Here is a 22,583-nt window from a genome sequence, read left to right as displayed (position 1 = left end):
CCGCCTAGCGTGACGGGCATGAACAGCGAGAACAGCACGATCAGCACGAGCAGTACGAGCGGCACCGGCAGCACGAAAAGCACCACGCCGGCACCGAGGTTCGCGTTCGTCGGCATCGCCGTCTCCGACATGGCCGCCTCGGTCGCCTTCTACCGGCGGCTCGGGCTCCTGTTCCCCGACGGGGCCGAGCACGAGCCGCACGTCGAGGCGGAGCTGCCGGGCGGACTGCTCCTGGTGCTCGACGCCGAGTCGACCATCCGCTCCTTCCACCCGGACTGGCGGCCCCCGACCGGCGGCAGCCGGACTGGGCTCGCGTTCCGCTGCGAGAGCCCCGCGCACGTGGACGCGGTGTACGAGGACCTCGTCGGAGCCGGGTACCACGGGGAGTTGAAGCCGTTCGACGCGTTCTGGGGCCAGCGGTACGCCTCGGTGCACGACCCCGACGGCAACAGCGTCGACCTGCTGGCCGTCCTCACCGAGGACACCCCCTAGCCTCGGACCAGGTCGGTCAGCGGCATCCCAGTCAACTCCCTTACGTCGCGCGCCAGATGGGCCTGGTCGGCGAAGCCCGTCCGGGCCGCGGTGTCCGCGAAGGGGACGCCGGAGCGGGCCAGGGCGAGGGCGCGCTGCAGGCGGAGGATGCGGGCGAGGGTCTTCGGGCCGTAGCCGAAGGCGCTCAACGAGCGGCGGTGCAGCTGGCGTTCGCCGAGGGCGACGCGCTCGGCGGTCGCCGTGACGGACCGGCCCGCCGCGAGGGACGCGACGACGGCGCGCAGCAGCGGGTCGGCGGGCCCGGCGTCGGACGCGAGGCGCAGGGCGAGGTCCTCCAGGTCGACGCGTCGGTCGCGCAGCTCGTGGGCGGGGACGCCGAGCAGCGCGGGGGCCGTACCGGGGTAGAAGCGGACGCCCGCCCAGGGGCCGGCGAGCCCGGGCCCGGGGCGGAAGGCGTGGGTGTCCGGGCCCGCGACGAGCAGCCGGCCCGCCGTCCACAGCAGGTCCATGCAGCCGTCGGGCAGGACCGGCGCGGCGGAGGGAGCGGGCAGCACCGCAGCGCGCGTCCACACCACCGCACCGGGGAGGCGGGACGCGCGCTCGGCGTACTCGGGGGCCACGCCTCGAAGGCTACGCCCGGAAGCACGGACGGCCACGCGCGGAAGGCCCGAGGGCTACGCCCGCAGGTGCCGCAGGACGGAGGCGGCGGCGCGGGCGACGGCGTCCCGCACCTCGTCGGTGTGGTCGGCGAGCTCGAAGCCGTGGTGCCCGTTCGGGACGTCGATCACCTCCAGCGCCGCCTCGTGCTCCCCCGCCGCCGCGACGAACCCGGCGACCGTCGCCGCGATCGCGTCCGCCTCCAGCCCGGCCCGGGTGAGCACGATCGGCAGCCGGCCCGCCCCCGCCACCGCCTCCGCCGGGCGGAAGCGCCGGTCGACGGCCTCCCAGCCGGGCAGCGGCGCGAGGACGGGGTAGTTCGCGGCGAGGCAGCGCAGCCAGGACGGCGGCTCGGCGAGCCAGTCGGTGGTCAGCAGGCCGCCGCCGGAGAAGAACCAGAGCGCGATCCGGTCGCCGTCCACGCGCGGGTGGGCGCGCAGCGCCTCGACGGCCGCGGCGATCTCGTCGGCGGCCCGCGGGTACCCGTAGAGCTCGTCCAGGCCGTGCTCGACCGTCGCGCCGACGACGCCGAGGCTCGCCGCGTACCGGCCGTAGCCGACGTACACCGGCCAGTCGCGCGGGGTGGGCCGGGTGCCGGCGGGGACGGGGCCGCCGTGGACGAACAGCACGGCGGGCAACGGGCCTTCGGCTTCCGGCAGGTAGACGTCGAGGTTCCCGGCCCGCTCGTGCGCGCAGTCCGGCAGCGGGTGCTCCGGGGTGTCCAGGACGTGCGGGCGCGAGAACACCGGCGCCTCGGCGGCGGGCGGCGGGGCGATCCGGTGGCCCTCGCCGGCGGCGGCCCTGAGCAGGAGGTCGGCGAGCTCCTCCGGGCGGGAGAGCATCGGCCAGTGGCCGGTGTCGAGGTCGAAGAAGCCCACCCGGGGGTCGGCCAGGAACCGGAACTGCGGCATGCCCGTGCGCACCATGGCCTCGACGCTCGCGATGGTGACGCCGCCCGAGGTGCAGAGGATCCCGGTGGTCGGCACCGAGGCGACGGCGCCGGACAGCCGCAGCGGCTCGGTGAGGCTGGCGACGGGCTGCGCGGTGGCCAGCCCGGTGAGCCGGTCCAGCGCTTCGGCGGTGAGGCCGTCGGTGCTCCCCCAGCGGTGCCACTCGCCCCGGCCGGGCGCCGGGAGGAGGCCGTCCGCGGGCCGGCGGGCCGGGTCGGTCAGCACCTCGCGGGCGAGCTGGTCGGGGACGAGCTGGACGGCCCGGTCGCCGTCCACCGGCAGGCCGGCGTCCAGGTAGACGATGCGGGTGAGGCGGTCCGCCCGCCGGTCGGCGGCGCCGAGCACCGGGTGGATGCCGTACTCGTGGCCGACCAGGACGAGTTCGGGGTCGGCGGCGGCGTCGATCAGGCGCAGGACGTCCTCGACGTGGGCCTCCAGGCCGGCACCGCCCCCGCCGGCGAGCGTCGCCTCGTGCACCTCGGCGCCGGCCGCGCGGAGCCGGGCGCTCACCTCCCGCCAGATCCAGCCCCCGGTGAAGTGGCCCGGTACCAGCACGAATGCGGTCATGTCGCATCTCCTCCTCGTCGTTCGTCGTCACCCGGCGTCACCCGGCGTCGCAGGCAGTCGCAGGCAGTCGCAGGCAGTCGCAGGCAGTCGCAGGCGGTCGCCCGACAACGCCGGTGATCACCCGGCCGACCCCCGTCCGGCCGGGCGATGCGGGTACCGTAGGAACTCCCCCTGAGGGAGGTTCAAGCCTTGCCACCGGCCGTCCTGTGGAGCATTGGTGAGCTCGCGGAGCACGCGGGCGTCACCGTCAAGACCGTCCGCTTCTACTCCGACCGCGGCCTGCTGCCCGAAGCCGGGCGCAGTTCCGGCGGCCACCGGCGGTACGGGCCGGACGCGCTGGAGCGGCTGCGGCTGATCCGCTCGCTGCGCACGCTCGACCTGCCCGTCCCGGAGGTCGGCCGGCTGCTGGAGCAGGACGGGGGGCTGGGCGACGCCCTGGAGGACGCGGTGGCCCGGCAGTTGCGCGAGCTCGGCTCCCAACTCACCGCCCTGCGCTGGCGGGAGGCCGCCCTGCGGCTGCTGCACGAGTGCCCGCCCGAGGAGCGCGCCGACCGCCTGACGCTCATCGGCGGGCTGACCACCCCGCCGGACACCACCCCGCTGGCCCGCTTCTGGCGGCGCGCGCTGCCGCTCCGGATGCCCGCCCGGCTGACCGCCGCGATCGTCGACGCGGCCGTCCCGCAGCCCCCGGCGGACCCGGCGCCCGACCAGGTGCTGGCGTTCGCCCGGCTGAACGCGCTCGTCTCCCAGGGCTGTTCGGGCCCGAGCCACTCCGCCACCGGCAAGGGCGGCTGCCCGAACGAACTCGCCCGCACGGACCACGAGTACCGGCCCGCCGTGCTCTACGAGGGGCTCGGCGAGGCCTACGACCTGGCCTCGGCGGAGCTGCGCGCCGGCCGGGACCCGTACGACGGCGGGGCGCTCGACAACTTCGTCGCCGCCCACGCCGCCTCCCGCTCCGTCCGGGACACGCCGGACTTCCGGCGCCGGCTGCGGGTCATGCTCGACGTCACCGACGACCCGGTGATCGCGCGCTACTGGGAGCTCGCCGGCGTACTGACCACACCCGACGAGCCCACCCTCGGCCGGGCGCACGCCTGGCTGCGGGCGGCGCTGGCGGGGCAGCTGGCGGCAGCCGCCTGAAGAGGCCTGCCACCGTTTCGGCCCCGGCCGAAACGACTCCGCGCGACCATGGAGGCATGTCGCTCGCCCAGCTGGCCGCCCTGCTCGCCGACCCCACCCGCGCCGCGTTCTGCGGCGCGCTGCTCGACGGCCGCGCCTGGACGGCCGGCGAGCTGGCCCGGCACGCTGGCGTCGCGCCGTCCACGGCGAGCGAGCACCTGTCGCGCCTGATCGCGGGCGGCCTGCTCGCCGAGGAGCGGCAGGGGCGGCACCGGTACGTCCGGCTGGCCGGGCCCGCCGTCGCCACGCTGATCGAGGACCTCACGGTCTTCGCCGAGACGGCGGCGGGGGACGCCGCCGGCGGAAGCGGGCCGGCCCCGGGCACCCTCCGCGAGGCCACCCGCCGCAGCGCCGAGGCCCGCGCCCGCACCTGCTACGACCACCTGGCCGGGCGCCTCGGCGTGGCCGTCGCCGACGCCATGCTCGACCGCGGCCTGGTCAGCGACGACGCCGGGCTCGCCCTCACCGGGGACGGCCTCGGCTGGCTCGCCGAGCAGGCCATCGACCTGCCGCCCCGGGCGGGCGGCAGGGGCGCCCGCCCGGTGGTCCGCACCTGCCTGGACTGGACGGAACGCCGCACCCACCTCGGCGGAGCGCTGGGCGCGGCGCTCTGCCGGACGGCGCTGGAGCGCGCGTGGGTACAGCGGATCGGCTCCGGCCGGGCCCTGCGCGTCACGCCGGACGGGGACCGCGCGCTGCGCGAACTCCTCGGTCTGCGGCTGGAGCCGGAAGCCGGCTAACCCATCGTCTTCGCGCCGTCCAAGGACTCCCGCAGGATGTCCGCGTGCCCCGCGTGCTGCGCCGTCTCGGCGAGGACGTGCAGCAGGACGCGCCGCACCGACCACGTCGCCCCCGGCTCGAACCACGGCGCCTTCGGCAGCTCGTGCGCGAGGTCGAGGTCCGGCAGCGTCCGGACCAGCTCGTCCGTCTCCCGGGCCACCTCCTCGTAGCGGGCGAGCAGCCCGGCGAGCGTCTCGCCGTCGAGCATCCGGAACATCGCGGCCCAGTCGTCCTGCGAGCCGCCGCCGCGCCGCATCTCCTCGGCGCCGCCGACCGCGAACCGCATCCAGCGCGCCTCCACCGCGGCGACGTGCTTGATCAGGCCGCCCAGGCACAGTTCACTGGCCGTGGTGCGCCGGGCGGCCTGTTCGTCGGTGAGGTCGCGGACGGTGTACCGCAGGAAGCCGCGGTGCTTGCCGAGCGTCGCGACGAGGTCCTCGCGCTCGCCCATCAGGCGTCCGCCAGGGTGGGCAGGTCGCCGGCGGTCGTCCCCGTGTCGATGATCCCGAAGGCGGCGCCCTGCGGGTCGCCGACCACCGCGAACCGGCCGAACGGGCTGTCCATCGGCTCCATGTGCACGGCGCCGCCGCCCGCGCGCAGCCGGACGAGCGCCGCGTCGACGTCGGCCACCGCGAAGTACACGCTCACGTACGAGGGCACCTCGGGCGGCAGGTCGGCCGGACCCATCGCCATCCGGCCCAGCACCGGCTGCTCGCCGAGCCGGAAGATCTTGTAGTCGACCTGCTCGGTGTCCATCTTCTGCACGCCGTAGGGGAAGACCGCGGGGAAGAACCCGTCCGCCCCGGCCGGGTCGCGGGTCACCACCTCGGCCCAGCAGTACGCGCCGGGCTCGCCCTGCTTCTCGAAGCCCTCGTGGGTACCGGCCTGCCAGACGCCGAACACGACGCCGCCCGGGTCCTTCGCGATCACCATCGTGCCGAACTCGCCGACCTGCATCGGGCCCATCAGCACCTCGCCGCCGTTGCCGCGGATCTTCTCGGCGGTGGCGGCGGCGTCCGGCGAGGCGAGGTACAGGCACCAGGCGGACGGGGCCTGGGTACCGTCCGGGCCTGACATCGGCGGCACGACGGCGGCGACGGCCTTGCCGTCCGAGTAGGCCTGCGTGTAGTTGCCGAACTCCGACGAACTCTCGCCGAAGGTCCAGCCCAGGACGTCGCCGTAGAAGGTCTTGGCGCCCTCCAGGTCGGTGAACATCGCGTCGGCCCAGCAGGGTGTGCCTTCAGGTAGCGCGGCCATCTGTCTGCCCTCTCGTACGGCTCTCGCGTGGCATTTACGCCCGGTTCGCCCCCATTCCGTCACCCTAGCCAGTCCCCTCGCCGCCCGCGCGCCCGCACACGGCGCGGCCGGTCGGAGCCCGTCCCGACCGGCCGCACCACGCCCCGGACCGGGGCCCTCGCCCGCGCCGGCTACCCGACCAGCGCCGACGCCACACGGGCCGCCGACGTGCCCAGCCCCGTCGGCCCGCCGGGCACCACGCCCAGCCGCGGCACCTCCGCCCGCGCCGCGTCGTGCCCCTCACGCCCGAAGTGCCGCTTCAGGTCGTCCTCGGTGTACCGGCGGCACCCCCGGTGCCAGTTCAGGATCCCCGCGATCCAGTTCTCCAGTTCCCCGACGTACCCGCCGAGCAGCTCGCGCGCCGCGTCGTCGAGCCCGAGGTCGTCGTACAGGACCGGGAGCTCCTCGGCCGCGACGTGCTGGAACTGGGCGAGCCGCGAGTGCATCAGGTCGTCGACGATCCGGACGGCCGACGGGTAGTCGCAGCCGAAGAAGTTCTGGACCACCAGGACGACGTTGTGCACCTCGCCCTCGTACTCGATCTCCTTCTGGTACGAGAACAGGTCGTTGATCATGCAGGCGTAGTCGGCCGCCGAGTTCTCCAGCGAGCGCATCACGCCGTGCTCGTACACCTCGGGCGGCACGGTCTGCCCGTGGCCGATCCGGCTGAGGCTCATTGTGAGGTCGGAGCCGAAGGTGGCCCGGCGCATCTCCAGGTAGTCGACCGGGTCCGGGATGCGGTGCTGCACCTGGTTGGAGATCTCCCAGATCCAGCTGTGGAGCATGTCCTCGATGCTGCTGCGGAGCGTCCGCCGGGCATCGGCGGTCATCGGCCCCGCCGTCCGCTCCCAGATGTCGGCCAGGCCCCGCTCCAGGGCGGTGGCCGGCTCCGCCGCCGGGCCGCCGTCGTCGACCGGCATGAACAGCGGCAGCCGCTCGACAGCGAGCTTGGCACCGGCCAGGTCGCGGGTGCGCCCGTAGACCCGGGGGAAGTAGTCGTCCGCCCAGGTGCCCCAGAGCAACCAGGCCGAGCCGATGTCGAGTTGAGCGGCCGTGGCGTCCGGGTGCATGCCCGCCATGCAGAGCGGGAGGTCGTAGTCGCGGGTGGACTCGGCCGTCCAGAGCGCGGACCCGGGGACGCCCGGCAGGTCGTCCAACAGGCCCATCCGCCGGGCCCATTCGACGGCCCGGTCGCGCGCGCCCGCCAGATCAGGGTTCAGGGTCAGGGGGAACGGCACCTTGAACTCCGGCAGCCGGGACGGCCCGACGTGCTGGAACGGCACGTGGCCGTGCGAACGCGCCCGCCGCACCGCGGGATCCACCGCGCCCGGCCCGACGGGCGCCGCCGGCACCTCCGGCCGGGGCCCGCCGCCGCGCACCAGGTCCAGCGCCGACGTGCCGATCCCGCCGATCGCGAACGGGTCCCACCCGGCCCGGGCGTCAAGGGACTCGACCGACTCCGACTCCGACTCCGGTTCCGCCGCCGCGCCCCCGCCGTTCATGCCCCCGCCGTTCATGTAGCGGCTCGACCGCATGTGCCACTCGTGCCCGCCCGACTGCCAGTCCTGCAGCCCCTTGACGTACGTCAACACCTTGGCGCGGCCGATCGGTTCGAGCCCGGTCTCGGCGAACAGCACGGGCAGTTCGGTGAACACGGTGTTCTCGAACTGCTGGAGCCGTGAGGTGAGCAGGTCGTTGACCGCCTCGGCGGCCTCCTGGGTGGAGCACTCCAGGAACCGCTCCAGCACCAGGATGCCGTTGCTCAGCTCGCCCTCGTCCTCCACCTCCCGCTGGTAGGAGAAGATGTCGTTGCGCAGGTGCACGGCGTCGGCGAACGCGTCCATCAGCACCCGCAGCGCGCGCGAGCCCGAGACCTCCTTCGGCACCTCGGCCCCGGCGGCCACCTCGACCAGCTGCGCGGACCACGGCGCGCCGCCGACCTTGCGGCGCATCTCGATGTACTCGACCGGGTTGGCGATCCGGCCGGCGTTGATGTTGGAGAGCTCCCACAGCGACTCGTCGAGCAGGTTCCGGGTGCTCTCGGCGAAGCGGACCCGCCAGTCCTCGCCCATCGCCGGCACGGTCCGCCGCCAGAGGTCGGCCAGGCCCGCCTCGACCGGGTTCTCCGGCTCGGGGACCGGGGCGGCCGGGTCGGCCGGCATGAACAGCGGCAGCCGGTCGAGGTGCGCCTTGCCGCCCTCGCGGTCGTTGGTCCGCTTGTACATGTCGAGGAAGTGGTCGTCGAAGAAGAAGACCCACACGTACCAGTCGGTGACCAGCGACAGCGCCTCGGCGGAGGCGTCGGGGTGGGTGTAGGCGCAGAGCAGACCGTAGTCGTGGGCGTCGAGGTCCTCCTGGTCCCAGATCCCGGACCCCTCCAGCATGCCCATCTCCCGCGCCCAGTCGGAGGAGTGGGCCCGGGCCCCGTCGAGATGGGGGTTGAGACGTGCCGGGTGCGGCACGTAGAAGGACGGCAGTTCGAACGGCTGGGTCACGGCGGGCGAGCCTTTCTGGACGCGTCGACTTGGACCAAGGATGACGCGCGCTCCCGGCCCGGCACCGGCACAACAAGAACAGTCATATGAGATGACCCACGTGCTCGAACCCCCGGTCGAACTTCCGCCCGAGCGACCGGCCAACGGTGGCTCACCCGTGCGGGATCGGGAGCCCCACCCGCACCATCCGCCACAACCACCCGCCCAGCGGAGCGCACACCCACCGGGCACACGCCACCGGCGCCACGTCCTCACCACGCACGCACCACCCACGAGCCCCCACCACCCCGAACGGCCGGAAGGACGGGCCGAGTTCGGCCCGTCCTTCCCGGGAGGCGCACCGCGGCACCGGCCGCGCACCGCGGCACCGGCCGCTCAGGCCGCCAGACCGAGGACCAGCGAAGCCGCCACCGGCGCGAGGTAGACCAGCGGGAACGGGACGTGCGCGTAGTGGCGGGCGCGGACGACGGTGAGCGCGGCACCGACGAAGTAGAGGATCAGGCCGACGGCGGCGAGGCGGCCGACCCCCGGGACGAGGAGGCCCACCAGGAGGCCGGCCGCGCCCGCGGCCTTGGCGATCCCGAGCCAGACCCACCAGCTGCGCGGGACGCCGTACTGGGCGAGCGGCTCGACGACGTACTTCGCTCCGGCGAAGACCGAGCCGGCCGAGAATCCGGCCATGACGGCGCCGAGGACGGTGACGATGACGTAGGCCACGGACATTGAAGTGCTCCCCACTCGGTGGCTGGTTGGTCCGACACTCCTTCGACCCGCCGGAAGCGGAGAGTGTGACCGCCACGGGGAAAAAATGTTCCGTCCAGGGGTGGGGTGTTGGCTCCGGACGCCCCCAACAACCGCTACGCCAACGAACAAACCAGGTCCGCCATGGCCTCGATCCCCAAGACTTCCCCTCCTACGGGCGTGTTGACCACCACCCCTCCCACCCCGTCGACCAGACTGGGCGCCTACCCGACCGATTCACTCCGAGGAGGGCCCCATGGACGTCACCGTTCGGCTCGCACAGCAGCCCGAGGCCGATGAACTGCTCGGACGCAGCGCGCTCGCCGCGCTCGTCGGCATGCTGCTGGACCAACAGGTGCCCATGGAGTGGGCGTTCACCGGCCCGCTGACCATCGCCCAGCGGCTCGGACGGAACGACCTGGACGCCCACGAGATCGCCACGTACAACCCCGAGGAGTTCGTGGCCCTGCTCTCCGCGAAGCCGGCCGTGCACCGCTACCCGGCCGCGATGGCCAAGCGGGTGCAGCAGCTCTGCCAGTTCCTCGTGGCGCAGTACGACGGCGACGCCGCCGCGCTGTGGAAGGACGCCAGGACGGGCAAGGAGCTGCTGAGCCGGCTCAACGCACTCCCCGGCTTCGGCAAGCAGAAGTCCCAGATCTTCCTGGCACTGCTCGGCAAGCAGTACGGCGTGCGGCCGGACGGCTGGCGCGAGGCGGCCGGCGCGTACGGCGACGAGGGCGCGCACCGCTCGGTCGCCGACATCACCGGGCCCGAATCGCTCGTCCTGGTACGGGAGTTCAAGCAGGAGGCGAAGCGCGCCGCGAAGGAGGCCAAGGCCACCGCCAAGGCGCGCTGAGCCGCCCGACCGCCCACCGGACCGGCTCAGGCCACCGCCGGACCGGCCGCGGTCCGGCGCTCGTCGGCGTCCGCCAGCCAGAAGTACACCGGCGGCAGCCCGAGTTCGAGCGCGGCCAGCGCGGCCTGGAACGCGCCCGGCCAGCCCGTCGCCGCGAGCGACAGCAGCCGCCCGGCGCCTCCGAGCAGGAACACGCCGGCGAGCCACCGGACGGTGCGCGCCGGGATCGTCGCCTGCCGGGCGAGCCGGATCCAGGCGGCGCCGTACCCGGCGAAGATCGCGCCCATGAAGCGGCCCCAGCTGTCGATCGTCGCCCCGGCGTGCTCCTCGCCGGGGAGCACGGCGTTGCCCACCAGCACGTGTCCGAGGCCGATCGCCACGCACGCGATCCCCATCGTCCACACGAGCGCCCGCAGTGCCTTGGCCATGACGCACCCACCCCATGCCTCGGTTGACGCGTGCCGCTTGGTTGACACGTGTCTACTTCCATGAGGCACCCGTTAGTAGACACGTGTCAAGTAGTCTTCACCCGTGCCACCACGCCAGCGCCTCTCCCCCGCCGACCGCCGCGCCCAGCTCCTCTCCGTCGGAGCCCGGCTCTTCGCCGCCCGGCCCTACGAGGAGGTGCTGATGGAGGAGGTCGCCGCGCAGGCGGGCGTCTCCCGCGCCCTGCTCTACCGGCACTTCCCGGGCAAGCGGGACCTCTTCGCCGCCGTCTACCAGCAGGCCGCCGACCAGCTGCTGGGCAAGTCCCGCTTCGACCCGGCCGACACGCTCGTCGAGCAACTGGTCGAGGGCATGGACGCGCACCTCGACTACTTCGTCGCCAACCGGCACGCCGTCCTCGCCGCGAACCGCGTGCTGGCCGGCGACCCGGTGATCCAGACGATCATGACCGACGAGCTCGACGCCCTGCGCGCCCGCCTCCTCGGCGTGCTCCCCCTCGCCGACGACGGCACCCGCGCGGCGGTGTCCCAAGTCCTGCGCAGCTGGCTGGTGTTCGTCCAGGTCCTGGTCGTCGACTGGCTCACCGAGGAGACCTGCACCCGCACCGAGCTCCGCGACGCGTGCATCGGCGGCTGCATCGGCGCCCTCCGCCCGCTGCTGCCGGTCGACCCGGCCCCCGACTGGCCGCGCACCGCCGGGGACGTCAGCTGAGCCGCCGATAGGCGTAGCGCCCCCGGATCCGCCGGACGAAGAACCGGCCGTGGCTGTCCGCCGCCATCAACTCGCGGTGCACCCGGGCCGGCACGGCCGCGTACTCGTACACGCGCCCCCCGAGGAACTCCAGCTCCAGCCGCCGCGCCGGGCGGTCGTACCCGACCGAGCGCAGCACCGAGGACTCCACCGCCGTACGGTCCATGACCCGTCCAGTGTGCGCACGAGGGCCCCGGCCGCGCATCGCGACCGGGGCCCTCGTCCGCACGGAACCGTCAGACCAGCTCGGGCTCCCGGGCCCCGACGGCCGCGTCCGACTCCGCACCCGCGGCGACGGCCTTCCGGCGCGGCAGCGCGAACATCAGCAGGAACACCACCACCAGCACCCCCGCGACCCACCACATCGCGTGGACGAAGGCCCCGCTGAACGCGTCCCCCACCGCCGTCGGCGCGACGACGTCGTCCATGGCCCCGAAGAAGGCCACCGACACCAGGCCGAGCCCGAGCGCGTTGCCCACCTGCTGCACGGTGTTGATCAGGCCCGACGCCGACCCGGCGTGCTCGCGCGGCACCTCCGCCAGGATCGCGTCGGTGATCGGCGCGACGATCAGCCCCATCCCGAGGCCCATCACGACCAGCGGCAGCGCCATCTGCCAGGGCGCGATCGCCGTCCCGTAGCGGTGCGCCTCCCAGATGTAGGTGAGCACGCCCGCCGCCATCACCAGCGCGCCGGTCTGCAGCACCCGGCGCCCGAACCGCGGCACCAGCTTCTGCACGGACAGCCCGGCGGCCGTCGAGACCGCGAGCGAGAACGGGATGCCGGTCGAGCCGGCCTTCAGCGGGCTCCAGCCGAGGCCCATCTGCATGTAGAGGGTCCACACCAGGAAGAAGATCCCGCAGACCACGCCGAAGGTGAGCTGCACGCCGATCCCGGCCGCGAAGGACTTCACCCGGAACAGCGAGAGCTCCACCAGGGGCGAGCCGTCCCGCCGGGCCTTGGCCTTCTCGTACACCACGAACAGAGCGAACACCACGAGGCTGCCGGCCATCGACAGGTAGCCCCAGAGCGGCCAGCCGGCCTCCCGCCCGTGCGTCAGCGGGTAGATCAGCATCAGCAGGCCGACGCTCGCGAGGGCCACGCCCACCAGGTCGAGCTTGAGCGCCTTCTCGGCCTTCGACTCGCTGATGAAGCGGCGCCCGGCCAGCAGGCCGGCCAGGCCCACCGGCAGGTTGATCAGGAAGATCGGCCGCCAGGCCAGGCCGAGGAGGTCCCACTCGGTGAGCAGCGCGCCGATCAGCGGCCCGGAGACGGCGCCCAGGCCGACCACCGCGCCGAACATGCCGAACACCTTGCCGCGCTCCTCCGCCGGGAAGGTCGCGTGGATGATCGAGAGCACCTGCGGCACCATGAGGGCCGCCGTGCCGCCCTGGAGCACCCGCATCGCGACCAGCATGTCCGGCCCGGTGGCCAGGCCGCACAGCGCGGACGCGAGCGTGAAGCCGCCGATGCCGATCAGGAACAGCCGCTTGCGGCCGTAGATGTCGCCGAGGCGCCCGCCGGTGATCAGGCCGATCGCGAAGGCCAGCGCGTAGCCGCCGGTCACCCACTGGATGGCGCTGAAGGAGGCGCCGGTGTCCTCCTGGATGCTGGGGACGGCGATGTTGACGATCGTCACGTCCACCAGGTCCATGAAGGAGGCGACCATCACGATCGCCAGCGCGATCCACCTCCGCCGGTCGGTGTCCACTGTGCTCATCACACGCTCCTCGTTCGTCTCGCTCGTCGGCACGTGGACGACGGTAGGGGGCATGTAGGCCAGATCCTGTCCCAGTTCTCCGGCATCCTGGACGGCATGACCGACACCCCGGCCCGTCTGCTGAACCTGCTCTCCCTGCTGCAGACCCCGCGCGAGTGGCCCGGCAGCGAGCTCGCCGAGCGGCTCGGCGTCAGCGCCCGGACGATCCGGCGCGACATCGACCGGCTGCGCGACCTCGGCTACCCGGTGCAGGCGACGATGGGCGCGATCGGCGGCTACCGGCTGGTCGCGGGGACGGCGATGCCGCCGCTGCTGCTGGACGACGAGGAGGCGGTCGCCATCGCGGTCGGGCTGCGGGCCGCGGCCGGGCACGCGGTGGTGGGCATCGAGGAGGCGTCCGTCCGGGCCCTGGGCAAGCTGCTCCAGGTACTGCCCGGACGGCTCCGGCACCGGGTGGGCGCGCTCAACACGGCCACCGTGCCGCTGATGACCGGCGACGGCCCGACCGTCGACCCGGACGACCTCACCCTGCTCGCCGGCGCCGTCGCCAACCACGAGCGCCTGCGCTTCGCCTACCGGGCCCGCGACGGCGCCGAGACCCGCCGCAACGTCGAGCCCGAGCGCCTGGTCTCCACCGGCCGCCGCTGGTACCTGGTCGGCTTCGACCTGGACCGGGACGACTGGCGGCTCTTCCGGGTCGACCGGCTCCGCGAGCCCTTCGCCACCGGCGCGCGCTTCACCCCGCGCCCGCTGCCCGCCGAGGACGCCGCCGCGTTCGTGGCCGACAAGCTGCGCCGCCGGAACACGGCGTACCGCATGGTCGCCACCGTGCACCGCCCCGCCGACGAGGTCGACCGCTGGATGCCGTGGACCGGGGAGTACCGGATCGAGCCGATCGACGACCGCACCTGCCGGCTGCACTCCCGGGGCGACTCGCTCAAGTGGCTCGCGTCCGGACTGCTGCTGCTCGACTGCGAGTTCGAGGTGCACGAGCCCCCGGAGCTGATCGCCCACCTGCGCACCCTGGCCGGCCGCGCCACCCGCGCGGCCGACCTGGCCGGTCCTCCCTGAGCCGTCAGACCCCGAACTCGGCGGTGAGCAGCGCCCGGCCGAGGGTGTGGAAGGTGAGGTGGAAGCCGACCTGGGCCGGCGGGGTGTCGGCCGAGACGTCCAGCTTCTCGACGTCGAGCGCGTGCACCGCGAAGACGTAGCGGTGCGGGGCGCCGGGCGGCGGGGCGGCGCCGTCGTACCGGTTGCCCGGGAAGTCGTTGCGCCCGTGGAAGGAGGCCGCGCCCGGCAGGGCGTCGTCCGAGGAGCCCGCGCCGCGCGGCAGTTCGGTGGTGCCGGCGGGCAGGTTCAGCGCGAGCCAGTGCCACCAGCCGGAGCCGGTCGGCGCGTCCGGGTCGTAGCAGGTGACGGCGATGCCGCGGGTGCCCTCCGGTAGGCCCGACCAGGACAGCTGCGGCGAGAGGTTGCCGCCGGCGTGGATGAACTCCCGTGCCAGCGTGCCGCCTTCGGTGAGGTCCGCGCTGGTCAGCGGGAAGGACGGCACCTGCGGCAGGAACTCGTACGGAAGCGGCGGACGGACACTCATGGCGTGCACCTCTCACGATCGGGATGACACCGGTCACTGTAACGGGGTGCACGTCCGATCCGGTCGCCCCTAAAGTCGACGTCATGGCCTCGAAATTCGCCCGGTTGCTCTCGGACTCCCGCCGCGCGCTGTTCACCATGCTCGGGATCCAGGCCGTCATCTGGTCCGTGCAGGTGCTGAACTGGCTGGACGACTACGACCTGTCCCGGGAGTTCGGTCTGCGCCCGGAACGGGTCGGCGACCTGCCCGAGATGTTCACCATGCCGTTCCTGCACTTCAGTTGGGACCACATCGTCTCCAACTCCTGGCCGCTGTTCGTGCTCGGCTTCCTGGCCGCCTACCGGGGCATGCGCAAGTTCCTGCTGGCCAGCCTGGTGATCGTGGTCTCCGGCGGGCTCACGGTCTGGCTGCTGGAGAGCCCGAACACCGTGACGGCCGGGGCGAGCGGCATGGTCTACGGCTACCTCGGCTACGTGGTGCTGCGCGGGGTCCTCGACCGCAACGTGCTGGACGCGGTGGTCGGCCTCGGCGTCGCCGCGGTCTACTGGACCATCCTGATCGGCGTGCTGCCGGTCGCCCACGGCGTCAGCTGGCTGGGCCACCTCGGCGGGCTGGCCGGCGGACTGGCCGCCGCCGTCCTGCTCCGCGACCAGGCGGCACCGAAGCCGGCGCCCGCACCCGCACCCGCACCCGCACCCGCACCCGCCGACTCCCGCTCCGCCCTGCTCAAGGAGCTGGACGACCTGGGCCTCTAGCCCGTCCGGCGCAGTGCCCGACCGGCCAGGTATAGACCAATCCGAACCCCTGCGGCTAGCGTGGACGGCGCCCCCGCCCCCTGCTCCGGAGCCGCACCGTGCAGTCGTCCGTCCTCGCCTTCGCCACCGACCTGCTGGACGAGGGCCCCGACACCTTCTTCGGCAACCTCGCCGACCGTGCCGGGGTCGGCGGCGTCACCCTCGCCTCGGTCTACCACGAGGCCCGGGACGTCTTCCCGCACAACCCCCGCCGGGTGGTCCGCTACCTGGAACCGGGCGCCGCCTACTTCCGCCCCGACCCGGCCCGCTGGCGGGGCCGCCGCCTCGCGCCCGTCCCGTCCACCGCCATCGGCGAGCGCGACCCGTTCGCCGAGGCCGCCGCCGAGGCCCGCCGCCGCGGCCTCGGGCTGCACGCCTGGACGGTGTTCTGCCACAACGACCGGCTCGGCTTCGCCCACCCCGACTGCGCCCCGGCCAACGCCTTCGGCGACCGCCACCTCACCGAGCTGTGCCCGGCGAACCCTGAGGTCCGCGAGTACGCGCACACCCTCGTCGCCGACCTGGCGCGCTACGGCGTGGACGCGGTCCGGGCCGAGTCGCTGCACTTCCACGGCCTGCGCCACGGCTACCACCACGAACGCTATTTCGAGGAGCTCGGTCCCGTCGCCGAGGCGCTGCTCGGCGTCTGCTTCTGCCCGCACTGCCGCACGGCCGCCGCCGGCGCGGGCGTCCCGGCCGACGAGGTCGCCGAGGCCGTGCGCACCGAGCTGCGCCGCCGCCTCGCCGACGAGGGGGCCGCCGCCGAGCCCGGTGCGCTGGACGAGCTCGCGGACGGCGCGTTCGCCGCCTACGTGGACGCCTCCGCCGCGACGGTCACCTCGCTGGCCGCCGAGCTGTCCGCGCAGGCCCGTCGCCACGGCATGCGGCTGAGCTTCATGGACGGCGGCGGCCCCGGCAAGGGCTGGCTGTCCGGCATCGACCTGCCCGCGCTCGCCGGGGCCGCGGACCAGATCGAGACGCTCGGCTACGCGAGGACCCCCGAGGCCGTCCGGGAGAAGATCGCCGCCTTCGCCCTGCACGGCGTCCGCCCGCAGGACATGGCGGTGATCCTGCGCCCGATGTCCTCGGACTGCGACGGCCCGGAGAACCTCGCCGCCAAGCTCGCCGTCCTGCGCGAACTCGGCGTCCCCGAGGTCGAGTTCTACAACTACGGCCTGATGCGCCTGTCCTCGCTCGACCGGATCGGCGCCGCGCTCCGCGCGTAGGCCGCACCGGCGGCCCCCACCGGCGGCCCTACCGCCGCCGCTTGGACGTCCCGAACAGGCTGCGCGAGATCTCCTGCCCGAGCTGCTTCCCGGCCGAGCGCGCGAGCGACTTCACCGTCGGGTTGTTCAGCAGCGAGCCGAGCAGCCCGCCCGCCCCGGCCTGCGCGCCGGCCCGCCCCGCCTCCCGCGCCGCGTCGCGCGACGGCTCGGGGACGGGCGCCGGCGCGGGCTCGGCGCGCGCCGCCCGGGCCGCGAGCTTCTCGTACGCCGACTCGCGGTCGATCGCGTCCCGGTAGCGCGCCGTCAGCGGCGAGGCGTCCACGAGCGCCCGGAGCGCGCCCTCGTCGACCGGCCCCATCAGCGACTGCGGCGCCCGCAGCCGGGTCGCGGCGACGGGCGTCGGCGCGCCCTTCTCCGACAGGACGGTCACCACGGCCTCCCCGGTGCCGAGCGAGGTCAGCACCTCGCTCAGGTCGTACGACGAACGGGGGAAGGTGGAGACCGTCGCCTTGAGCGCCTTGGCGTCGTCCGGGGTGAACGCGCGCAGCGCGTGCTGCACCCGGTTGCCGAGCTGGGCGAGGACGTCGGCGGGCACGTCCTTCGGGGTCTGGGTGACGAAGAAGATCCCGACGCCCTTGGAGCGGATCAGCCGCACGGTCTGGGTGATCGCCTCCAGGAAGGCCTTGGACGCGCCCTTGAACAGCAGGTGCGCCTCGTCGAAGAAGAACACCAGCTTGGGCTTGTCGAGGTCGCCGACCTCGGGCAGCTCCTGGTAGAGGTCGGCGAGCAGCCACATCAGGAAGGTGGAGAACAGCCGCGGCCGGTCCTGCACCGCGGGCAGCTCCAGCACCGAGACGACGCCCCGGCCGTCCGCCGCGGTGCGCAGCAGCTCGGCGGTGTCGAACTCGGGCTCGCCGAAGAACGCCCCGGCGCCCTCGTTCTCCAGCACCGTCAGGGCGCGCAGGATCACCCCGGCGGTGGCCGACGAGAGCCCGCCCACGGTCCGCAGCTCCTCCTTGCCCTCGGGGGAGGTGAGGAAGCCGATGACGGCGGTGAGGTCCTTGAGGTCGTACAGCTCCAGGCCGGCCCGGTCGGCGTAGTGGAACACCAGGCTGAGCGAGGACTCCTGGGTCTCGTTCAGGTCGAGCACCTTGGACAGCAGCAGCGGCCCGAAGCTGGTGACGGTGGCCCGGACCGGGATACCGGTGCCCTCGCCGCCGAGCGAGAAGAACTCGGCGGGGCAGCCCGTGGCCGTCCACTCCTGGCCGACCTCGGCCGCCCGCGCGGCGGCGCGCTCGCTCGGCGCGCCCGGCGCGGACACCCCGGAGACGTCCCCCTTGACGTCGGCGAGGAACACCGGCACGCCCTGGGCCGAGAGCTGTTCGGCGATCAGCTGGAGGGTCTTGGTCTTGCCGGTGCCGGTCGCGCCCGCGACCAGCCCGTGCCGGTTGAGCACGGCGAGCGGGATGCGCACCTGGGCGTCGGGGTAGGCCGTGCCGTCCAGGAGCACCGCACCGAGGTCGAGGGCGGGCCCGGTGAAGGCGTACCCGTCGGCGATCTCCCGGACGGCCGGCGGGGTGAGGGCGGAGGACATCGGGGCACACTCCTGGGCAGAGCGGGACCGGGCCGCGCCAATGGGGCGGAACCCGGTCGGAAATCGTGGGCGAAGTTCGCGACATTTCCCATCAAACAGCCGCAAACATCCACCCGCAGTTCACACCCGAGCGCGTGGCGGCGTCGCGGCTGCTGCGCCATCCGCCGTCCGAACGGTAGGCTTTCCGTGTGATCTTCAAGCGCATCGGCAATGGGCGGCCGTACCCGGATCACGGCCGGACCAGCACCCGCCAGTGGGCCGACGTCGCCCCGCGCCCGGTGCGACTCGACCAGTTGGTGACCACCAAGGGCCAGCTCGACCTCGAAACCCTGCTGGCCGAGGATTCGACCTTCTACGGGGACCTCTTCGCCCACGTGGTGAAGTGGCGCGGCGACCTCTACCTGGAGGACGGGCTGCACCGGGCCGTACGGGCCGCGCTGCAGCAGCGCCAGGTGCTGCACGCCCGTGTCCTCGACATGGAGTGACGGGCCCGCCCGCACGCTTCCGGACCGCCCCCTCGCCGCCGAGGCGGAGGGCGGTCCCGTCGTACCCGGGCGCCTCCGCACGCCCCTCTCGTACACCCTTTCGGGTAGCCGGGTACTCCAGATGATGATCGTTTAGTACCTTCGCAGGCAACGGGCACTAATCTGCTGACTACGGCCGCGACCTGGGGAACCGACCCCTCCGGCCGACTCGTCGTCATCCCGAGATCCCGTGTCATCCCGACCCCGCCCCGGCACCGAGGGGGAGACAAACCGTGAGCATGTTGACTCCCCAAGGCCTCAAGGGGAAGCAGTACCGCGTCACCGGCAACGCCTATCCGCGTCTCGGCCGGCCGCCCAAGAAGAGCCGCAAGGTGATCGCCGGGCTCGCGGCGCTGCTCGCGCTGGCCCTCATCGGACTCGGCGGCGTGCAGCTCTACGACATCTTCACCGGCAAGAACAAGCACACCAGCGCGCAGGCCTGCGCCACGCCCTCCGGCAAGGCGCTGGCCGCCCCCACCCCGGGGGCCACGCCGGGCGCACCCGCCGCCTCCGGCGCGCCGGCCGGCGCGCCGGGCGACCCGCACGCGATCCCGCAGCCGGCCACGATCACCGTGAACGTCTACAACGCGACCACGAAGGCCGGCCTCGCCGGACGGACCGCCGACGAGCTGAAGAAGCGCGGCTTCACCATCGGCAAGGTCGGCAACGCCCCGGCCGAGCTGGACAAGAAGGTGCCCGGCACCGCCCAGGTGATCGCCGGCCCGGCCGGCGCCGGCGCGTCCACCCTGCTCAGCTCGCAGATCGCGGGGGCCACCGCCACCGCCGACGCGCGGACCGACGCCAGCGTGGACTTCGTCATCGGCGACAGCTACAACGCCCTCCTGGACGAGACCCAGGCCGCCGCCGCGCTCGCCCTGGCCACCAAGCCCTCCCCCACCCCGACCGCCACCGGCAGCTGCTGAGCGCGCGGCGCGCACGGCGCACTCGGACGCGGAGAGCCCCCCGGCAGTGCGCCGGGGGGCTCTCGGTCGTTCGGGGGATCGTGCGTCAGCCGGCGGTGCCGTAGAGGCGGTCGCCCGCGTCGCCGAGGCCGGGGACGATGTAGCCGTTCTCGTTCAGGCGCTCGTCCAGGGCGGCGGTGACCACGGTGACCGGCAGGTCCGCCAGCTCCCGCTTCATCACCTCGACGCCCTCCGGCGCGGCCAGCAGGACCACGGCGGTGACGTCGGTGGCGCCGCGCTCGATCAGCATCCTGATCGCCGCGACCAGGGTGCCGCCGGTGGCCAGCATCGGGTCGAGCACGTAGACCTGGCGGCCGGAGAGGTCGTCCGGCATCCGGGTGGCGTAGGTGGAGGCCTCCAGGGTCTCCTCGTTGCGGACCATGCCGAGGAAGCCGACCTCGGCGGTCGGCAGCAGGCGGGTCATCCCGTCCAGCATGCCGAGGCCGGCGCGCAGGATCGGGACCACCAGCGGACGGGGGTAGCTGAGGCGGGTGCCGGTGGTGACCGCCACCGGCGTGGTGACCTCCACCTCGTCGGTGCGGACGTCCCGGGTGGCCTCGTACGCGAGGAGGGTCACCAGCTCGTCGGTCAGGCGACGGAAGGTCGGCGAGTCGGTGCGCTCGTCGCGCAGGGTGGAGAGCTTGTGGGCGACCAGGGGGTGGTCGACGACGTGGAGACGCATGTACCGAGGTTAGCCCGGCCCTGGACGCCTGTACGACACGCCGCGGGCCCGCGGCGCGCGGCGGGGCTCACTCTGCCATGACACGCCGTGACGCACGGCGAATGTCAGGACGGAACCGGTCGCCGTGGTATCAACCGGGCCGTTCTGGGAATGTCACGTCTTATGACGAGCAACCCGAAGGCCGGGGACGGCTCGGCGGAGGAGCCCAGGGGCCCCTCGGGCGGCCGCGCGGGCCCGCCCGCGAGCCCCCAGGAGACCGAGGCGGAGCGCCGCAAGCGGCGGGCCGTCTTCCTCCGCGAGCTCACCGAGGCGCGCGAGCTGCGGGAGCGGGTCCAGCCCAGGCGGACCAAGGAGCGTCGGATGCGCGAAGCGATGCGGATGCGAACCTTCCGGATCTGAGGCGGTTCCGGAGGGCCCGGGTCCGCCGTTCGGCCGTCCCCGGACGGTCGGGGCGGCGCGCGGCCGGCCGCCGGCCGACGCTTCCGACACGACCTGCAAAGACGCGCTGCCGAACACCCCCCGCGAGGGCGGGCTTTCTGTCACGATTCCGATGGGACGGTCCGAACAGCGGACCGCCTCTGGCGCGGGGGCGGCCAGATGTTCGCGTCGCCCGTGCGCGCCGACAGCCGAGACCGATGATCTTGGGAGTGTCCCTGGTGGCGTATTTCGCTGCAGTGCTTGCTCGCTCCGAGGACGGGTGGGACGTGAGCGAGACGGAGCTCGACGACGTCGAAACCCTGGCCGATCTGGCCGACCTGGCCCGCGACGCCGCGCAGGACGACGACAGCGTCCTGATCTTCATCGAACAGGAGGACGCCTGGTTCGCCATCGTCCGGGTGGACGGTGAGGAGGACCCGCGGATCTTCGTGTCGGACGGCGCCGCCGCCGCCCGCAGCTCGTACGGCTCGGTCCTCACCGACGAGCTGGTCGACCAGGCCGGCGAGAGCGAGTTCGGCGACCTCGACCACCTGGTCGTGGAGCTGGAGGACAGCGAGGAGGCGGAGGAGGCCGACGAGGCCGCCGACGACGCGGCCCCGCACGGCGGCGTCCCGGTCGGCCCGCTCGGCGACTCCCACCTGCTGACCGAGTTCGGCCTGCCCTCCGAGGAGCTGCTCGCCCTCAGCGGCGAGGGCGCCGTGCCGGGCGACGCCCTGGAGGAGATCGCCGAGGCCCTCGGCTGCGGCGAGGTCCTGGAAGCGGTCCGGTAGCGGGCAGCGGGCCGACCGGTGTCCGCCGCCGGATGCCCGACACTGGATGCCATGCAGTCCGCCACCCCCGCAGCCCTCCCGATCACCCCGCTGCCCGCTCCCGTCCGCCCCGACCCGGTCCGTGACCGCTGGGCGGCGCCGATGCGCCTCGCGATGGCCGAGGCCGCCCTGGCGCCGGCCACCGGCGACGTCCCGGTCGGGGCGCTCGTCCTGGGCCCGGACGGCGAGGTGATCGGGCGCGGCCACAACGAGCGCGAGGCGGTCGGCGACCCGACCGCGCACGCCGAGGTGGTCGCGATCCGCCAGGCGGCGGACAAGGTCGGGCAATGGCGGCTCGGTGGCTGCACGCTGGTCGTCACGCTGGAGCCCTGCACGATGTGCGCCGGCGCGATCGTGCTGTCCCGGATCGACCGGGTGGTCTACGGCGCCCTGGACGAGAAGGCCGGCGCGGCCGGCTCGCTCTTCGACGTGATGCGCGACCGGCGGCTCAACCACCGCCCCGAGGTGATCTGGGGCGTCCTCGCCGACGAGTGCGGCGAGCAGCTGCGCGCGTTCTTCGGCGACCACCGCGAAACCCCCCGCTGAAGGTCCGCCGGGATACGGATTTCGTGACCGCCGCACCCGTCCGGTAGAGTTCCTCTCGGTAGCGTGTCCGAGCGGCCAAAGGAGCACGCCTCGAAAGCGTGTGTGGGGGCAACTCCACCGTGGGTTCGAATCCCACCGCTACCGCCAGAAAGCCCGAGGGCCCGTCCGATCCGGACGGGCCCTCGGCGTTTCCGCGCACCCTCGTGACGCGGAAAGGGCTCCGCACCCGGGGCCGATGACCACCAACGCCCTTGTCGAGTACGGAGCCTGGAGGGGGGAGCGGTTCGGGGGGACCAACCGCTCCCCCGACGGAGTCCCACAACCGGTGCCGCGGTCGGGGGAGGAGCCGCGGTACCGGTCCCACAGCGGGGAGCTCCGGATCCACGCACCGGGAATTCCTGCCAGATCCCCGGTACGCCATCCATCCTGCCGCCCGGTACGCCCGTGGGCACCCGGAGAAAGACCCCACTCGCGGGGACCTTC

The 22,583-nt window shown here is 73.8% G+C and carries 25 protein-coding genes and 1 tRNA gene; 14 read left to right on the top strand and 12 right to left on the bottom strand.

What is annotated here, in order from left to right:
• Nucleotides 1-18: 18 nt before the first annotated feature.
• Nucleotides 19-492, top strand: coding sequence for a VOC family protein (locus tag ACFVSN_RS16605; protein WP_387955562.1), 474 nt, complete (start codon nucleotides 19-21; stop codon nucleotides 490-492).
• Here the strand turns inward: ACFVSN_RS16605 and ACFVSN_RS16600 are convergent.
• The gene (locus tag ACFVSN_RS16600; RefSeq protein ID WP_387955560.1) at nucleotides 489-1,112 is read right to left on the bottom strand and encodes a helix-turn-helix domain-containing protein; all 624 of its coding nucleotides are present in this window, start codon (nucleotides 1,110-1,112) and stop codon (nucleotides 489-491) included. The two genes, ACFVSN_RS16605 and ACFVSN_RS16600, sit on opposite strands and share 4 nt — an antisense overlap.
• Nucleotides 1,113-1,166: 54 nt before the next feature.
• Entirely contained in the window at nucleotides 1,167-2,666 is a 1,500-nt protein-coding gene (locus tag ACFVSN_RS16595) for an alpha/beta hydrolase (protein WP_387955558.1), read from the bottom strand.
• Between the two features lie 189 nt (nucleotides 2,667-2,855).
• On the opposite strand from ACFVSN_RS16595, the gene ACFVSN_RS16590 reads away from it, so the two are divergent.
• Both ACFVSN_RS16590 and ACFVSN_RS16585 read left to right on the top strand, forming a co-directional pair.
• The gene (locus tag ACFVSN_RS16590) at nucleotides 2,856-3,809 is read left to right on the top strand and encodes a MerR family transcriptional regulator (protein ID WP_387955557.1); all 954 of its coding nucleotides are present in this window, start codon (nucleotides 2,856-2,858) and stop codon (nucleotides 3,807-3,809) included.
• Between the two features lie 56 nt (nucleotides 3,810-3,865).
• Nucleotides 3,866-4,588, top strand: a complete 723-nt coding sequence (locus tag ACFVSN_RS16585) for an ArsR/SmtB family transcription factor (protein WP_387955555.1) — start codon at nucleotides 3,866-3,868, stop codon at nucleotides 4,586-4,588.
• On the opposite strand, the gene ACFVSN_RS16580 is transcribed toward ACFVSN_RS16585, so the two are convergent.
• The 4 genes from ACFVSN_RS16580 to ACFVSN_RS16565 all read right to left on the bottom strand — a co-directional run bounded on the left by ACFVSN_RS16580 (nucleotide 4,585) and on the right by ACFVSN_RS16565 (nucleotide 9,142).
• Nucleotides 4,585-5,079, bottom strand: a complete 495-nt coding sequence (locus ACFVSN_RS16580; RefSeq protein ID WP_380444547.1) for a DinB family protein — start codon at nucleotides 5,077-5,079, stop codon at nucleotides 4,585-4,587. The two genes, ACFVSN_RS16585 and ACFVSN_RS16580, sit on opposite strands and share 4 nt — an antisense overlap.
• The gene (locus tag ACFVSN_RS16575; RefSeq protein WP_380444549.1) at nucleotides 5,079-5,885 is read right to left on the bottom strand and encodes a VOC family protein; all 807 of its coding nucleotides are present in this window, start codon (nucleotides 5,883-5,885) and stop codon (nucleotides 5,079-5,081) included. The genes ACFVSN_RS16580 and ACFVSN_RS16575 overlap by 1 nt, the downstream gene beginning before the upstream one ends.
• A gap of 170 nt (nucleotides 5,886-6,055) precedes the next feature.
• Nucleotides 6,056-8,419 carry a germacradienol/geosmin synthase gene (locus ACFVSN_RS16570; RefSeq protein ID WP_387955552.1) on the bottom strand — a complete coding sequence of 788 codons (2,364 nt, stop codon included), beginning with the start codon at nucleotides 8,417-8,419 and terminating at the stop codon, nucleotides 6,056-6,058.
• 375 nt (nucleotides 8,420-8,794) lie between these two features.
• Nucleotides 8,795-9,142 (bottom strand): DoxX family protein, encoded by a 348-nt coding sequence (locus ACFVSN_RS16565; RefSeq protein ID WP_380444551.1) that lies wholly within the window; start codon nucleotides 9,140-9,142, stop codon nucleotides 8,795-8,797.
• A gap of 274 nt (nucleotides 9,143-9,416) precedes the next feature.
• On the opposite strand from ACFVSN_RS16565, the gene ACFVSN_RS16560 reads away from it, so the two are divergent.
• Nucleotides 9,417-10,016, top strand: a complete 600-nt coding sequence (locus ACFVSN_RS16560; RefSeq protein WP_380444552.1) for an HhH-GPD-type base excision DNA repair protein — start codon at nucleotides 9,417-9,419, stop codon at nucleotides 10,014-10,016.
• A gap of 26 nt (nucleotides 10,017-10,042) precedes the next feature.
• Here ACFVSN_RS16560 and ACFVSN_RS16555 read toward each other — a convergent pair whose 3' ends face one another.
• The gene (locus ACFVSN_RS16555) at nucleotides 10,043-10,444 is read right to left on the bottom strand and encodes a DUF4345 domain-containing protein (RefSeq protein ID WP_387955550.1); all 402 of its coding nucleotides are present in this window, start codon (nucleotides 10,442-10,444) and stop codon (nucleotides 10,043-10,045) included.
• A 103-nt stretch (nucleotides 10,445-10,547) separates the two neighbouring features.
• Between ACFVSN_RS16555 and ACFVSN_RS16550 the strand changes: the two genes are divergently transcribed.
• Nucleotides 10,548-11,174 (top strand): TetR/AcrR family transcriptional regulator, encoded by a 627-nt coding sequence (locus ACFVSN_RS16550; RefSeq protein WP_380444556.1) that lies wholly within the window; start codon nucleotides 10,548-10,550, stop codon nucleotides 11,172-11,174.
• Here the strand turns inward: ACFVSN_RS16550 and ACFVSN_RS16545 are convergent.
• Entirely contained in the window at nucleotides 11,167-11,379 is a 213-nt protein-coding gene (locus tag ACFVSN_RS16545; protein WP_380444558.1) for a KTSC domain-containing protein, read from the bottom strand. The two genes, ACFVSN_RS16550 and ACFVSN_RS16545, sit on opposite strands and share 8 nt — an antisense overlap.
• A 70-nt stretch (nucleotides 11,380-11,449) precedes the next feature.
• A complete protein-coding gene (locus ACFVSN_RS16540) occupies nucleotides 11,450-12,931 on the bottom strand; it encodes an MFS transporter (protein WP_380444559.1) in 1,482 nt (493 codons plus the stop codon).
• Between the two features lie 96 nt (nucleotides 12,932-13,027).
• On the opposite strand from ACFVSN_RS16540, the gene ACFVSN_RS16535 reads away from it, so the two are divergent.
• A complete protein-coding gene (locus ACFVSN_RS16535; protein ID WP_380444584.1) occupies nucleotides 13,028-14,002 on the top strand; it encodes a helix-turn-helix transcriptional regulator in 975 nt (324 codons plus the stop codon).
• A gap of 4 nt (nucleotides 14,003-14,006) precedes the next feature.
• Here ACFVSN_RS16535 and ACFVSN_RS16530 read toward each other — a convergent pair whose 3' ends face one another.
• A complete protein-coding gene (locus ACFVSN_RS16530; RefSeq protein WP_380444561.1) occupies nucleotides 14,007-14,525 on the bottom strand; it encodes a YbhB/YbcL family Raf kinase inhibitor-like protein in 519 nt (172 codons plus the stop codon).
• An 83-nt stretch (nucleotides 14,526-14,608) separates the two neighbouring features.
• Here ACFVSN_RS16530 and ACFVSN_RS16525 point away from each other — a divergent pair, with 83 nt between their 5' ends.
• Both ACFVSN_RS16525 and ACFVSN_RS16520 read left to right on the top strand, forming a co-directional pair.
• Complete coding sequence (locus ACFVSN_RS16525) at nucleotides 14,609-15,280, top strand: rhomboid family intramembrane serine protease (protein WP_387955548.1); 672 nt, start codon at nucleotides 14,609-14,611, stop codon at nucleotides 15,278-15,280.
• A 98-nt stretch (nucleotides 15,281-15,378) separates the two neighbouring features.
• Nucleotides 15,379-16,545 (top strand): hypothetical protein, encoded by a 1,167-nt coding sequence (locus ACFVSN_RS16520; RefSeq protein WP_387955546.1) that lies wholly within the window; start codon nucleotides 15,379-15,381, stop codon nucleotides 16,543-16,545.
• 28 nt (nucleotides 16,546-16,573) lie between these two features.
• Here the strand turns inward: ACFVSN_RS16520 and ACFVSN_RS16515 are convergent, their stop codons facing one another.
• A complete protein-coding gene (locus ACFVSN_RS16515; RefSeq protein WP_387955544.1) occupies nucleotides 16,574-18,139 on the bottom strand; it encodes a helicase HerA-like domain-containing protein in 1,566 nt (521 codons plus the stop codon).
• Nucleotides 18,140-18,327: 188 nt separating this feature from the next.
• Here ACFVSN_RS16515 and ACFVSN_RS16510 point away from each other — a divergent pair, with 188 nt between their 5' ends.
• Both ACFVSN_RS16510 and ACFVSN_RS16505 read left to right on the top strand, forming a co-directional pair.
• Nucleotides 18,328-18,624, top strand: a complete 297-nt coding sequence (locus ACFVSN_RS16510) for a type II toxin-antitoxin system VapB family antitoxin (RefSeq protein ID WP_329927244.1) — start codon at nucleotides 18,328-18,330, stop codon at nucleotides 18,622-18,624.
• Between the two features lie 278 nt (nucleotides 18,625-18,902).
• Entirely contained in the window at nucleotides 18,903-19,586 is a 684-nt protein-coding gene (locus ACFVSN_RS16505; RefSeq protein WP_380444585.1) for a LytR C-terminal domain-containing protein, read from the top strand.
• Between the two features lie 85 nt (nucleotides 19,587-19,671).
• Here ACFVSN_RS16505 and upp read toward each other — a convergent pair whose 3' ends face one another.
• Nucleotides 19,672-20,307: a uracil phosphoribosyltransferase gene (gene upp / locus ACFVSN_RS16500; RefSeq protein ID WP_380444567.1), complete on the bottom strand. Its 636-nt coding sequence runs from the start codon at nucleotides 20,305-20,307 to the stop codon at nucleotides 19,672-19,674.
• A 162-nt stretch (nucleotides 20,308-20,469) separates the two neighbouring features.
• Here upp and ACFVSN_RS16495 point away from each other — a divergent pair, with 162 nt between their 5' ends.
• The 4 genes from ACFVSN_RS16495 (at nucleotide 20,470) to ACFVSN_RS16480 (ending at nucleotide 22,247) form a co-directional block, all read left to right on the top strand.
• The gene (locus ACFVSN_RS16495; RefSeq protein WP_380444569.1) at nucleotides 20,470-20,706 is read left to right on the top strand and encodes a hypothetical protein; all 237 of its coding nucleotides are present in this window, start codon (nucleotides 20,470-20,472) and stop codon (nucleotides 20,704-20,706) included.
• A 236-nt stretch (nucleotides 20,707-20,942) separates the two neighbouring features.
• A complete protein-coding gene (locus ACFVSN_RS16490; RefSeq protein ID WP_380444570.1) occupies nucleotides 20,943-21,515 on the top strand; it encodes a tRNA adenosine deaminase-associated protein in 573 nt (190 codons plus the stop codon).
• 51 nt (nucleotides 21,516-21,566) lie between these two features.
• Nucleotides 21,567-22,100 carry a tRNA adenosine(34) deaminase TadA gene (tadA, locus tag ACFVSN_RS16485; RefSeq protein WP_380444572.1) on the top strand — a complete coding sequence of 178 codons (534 nt, stop codon included), beginning with the start codon at nucleotides 21,567-21,569 and terminating at the stop codon, nucleotides 22,098-22,100.
• Between the two features lie 57 nt (nucleotides 22,101-22,157).
• Nucleotides 22,158-22,247: transfer RNA gene (locus ACFVSN_RS16480), tRNA-Ser, on the top strand.
• Nucleotides 22,248-22,583: the final 336 nt, after the last annotated feature.

Source organism: Kitasatospora sp. NPDC057904 (assembly GCF_042887925.1).
Lineage (GTDB): Bacteria > Actinomycetota > Actinomycetes > Streptomycetales > Streptomycetaceae > Kitasatospora.
Note: the sequence above shows the minus strand (reverse complement) of the source record. Positions and strands in the feature narration are given on the sequence as shown.

Coding starts and splice junctions, on each gene's coding strand:
- ACFVSN_RS16605 (WP_387955562.1), top strand. CDS start 19: ATGAACAGCGAGAACAGCACGATCAGCACGAGCAGTACGAGCGGCACC.
- ACFVSN_RS16595 (WP_387955558.1), bottom strand. CDS start 2,666: ATGACCGCATTCGTGCTGGTACCGGGCCACTTCACCGGGGGCTGGATC.
- ACFVSN_RS16585 (WP_387955555.1), top strand. CDS start 3,866: ATGTCGCTCGCCCAGCTGGCCGCCCTGCTCGCCGACCCCACCCGCGCC.
- ACFVSN_RS16580 (WP_380444547.1), bottom strand. CDS start 5,079: ATGGGCGAGCGCGAGGACCTCGTCGCGACGCTCGGCAAGCACCGCGGC.
- ACFVSN_RS16575 (WP_380444549.1), bottom strand. CDS start 5,885: ATGGCCGCGCTACCTGAAGGCACACCCTGCTGGGCCGACGCGATGTTC.
- ACFVSN_RS16565 (WP_380444551.1), bottom strand. CDS start 9,142: ATGTCCGTGGCCTACGTCATCGTCACCGTCCTCGGCGCCGTCATGGCC.
- ACFVSN_RS16560 (WP_380444552.1), top strand. CDS start 9,417: ATGGACGTCACCGTTCGGCTCGCACAGCAGCCCGAGGCCGATGAACTG.
- ACFVSN_RS16555 (WP_387955550.1), bottom strand. CDS start 10,444: ATGGCCAAGGCACTGCGGGCGCTCGTGTGGACGATGGGGATCGCGTGC.
- ACFVSN_RS16545 (WP_380444558.1), bottom strand. CDS start 11,379: ATGGACCGTACGGCGGTGGAGTCCTCGGTGCTGCGCTCGGTCGGGTAC.
- ACFVSN_RS16540 (WP_380444559.1), bottom strand. CDS start 12,931: ATGAGCACAGTGGACACCGACCGGCGGAGGTGGATCGCGCTGGCGATC.
- ACFVSN_RS16535 (WP_380444584.1), top strand. CDS start 13,028: ATGACCGACACCCCGGCCCGTCTGCTGAACCTGCTCTCCCTGCTGCAG.
- ACFVSN_RS16530 (WP_380444561.1), bottom strand. CDS start 14,525: ATGAGTGTCCGTCCGCCGCTTCCGTACGAGTTCCTGCCGCAGGTGCCG.
- ACFVSN_RS16525 (WP_387955548.1), top strand. CDS start 14,609: ATGGCCTCGAAATTCGCCCGGTTGCTCTCGGACTCCCGCCGCGCGCTG.
- ACFVSN_RS16515 (WP_387955544.1), bottom strand. CDS start 18,139: ATGTCCTCCGCCCTCACCCCGCCGGCCGTCCGGGAGATCGCCGACGGG.
- ACFVSN_RS16505 (WP_380444585.1), top strand. CDS start 18,903: ATGTTGACTCCCCAAGGCCTCAAGGGGAAGCAGTACCGCGTCACCGGC.
- upp (WP_380444567.1), bottom strand. CDS start 20,307: ATGCGTCTCCACGTCGTCGACCACCCCCTGGTCGCCCACAAGCTCTCC.
- ACFVSN_RS16495 (WP_380444569.1), top strand. CDS start 20,470: ATGACGAGCAACCCGAAGGCCGGGGACGGCTCGGCGGAGGAGCCCAGG.
- ACFVSN_RS16490 (WP_380444570.1), top strand. CDS start 20,943: ATGATCTTGGGAGTGTCCCTGGTGGCGTATTTCGCTGCAGTGCTTGCT.
- tadA (WP_380444572.1), top strand. CDS start 21,567: ATGCAGTCCGCCACCCCCGCAGCCCTCCCGATCACCCCGCTGCCCGCT.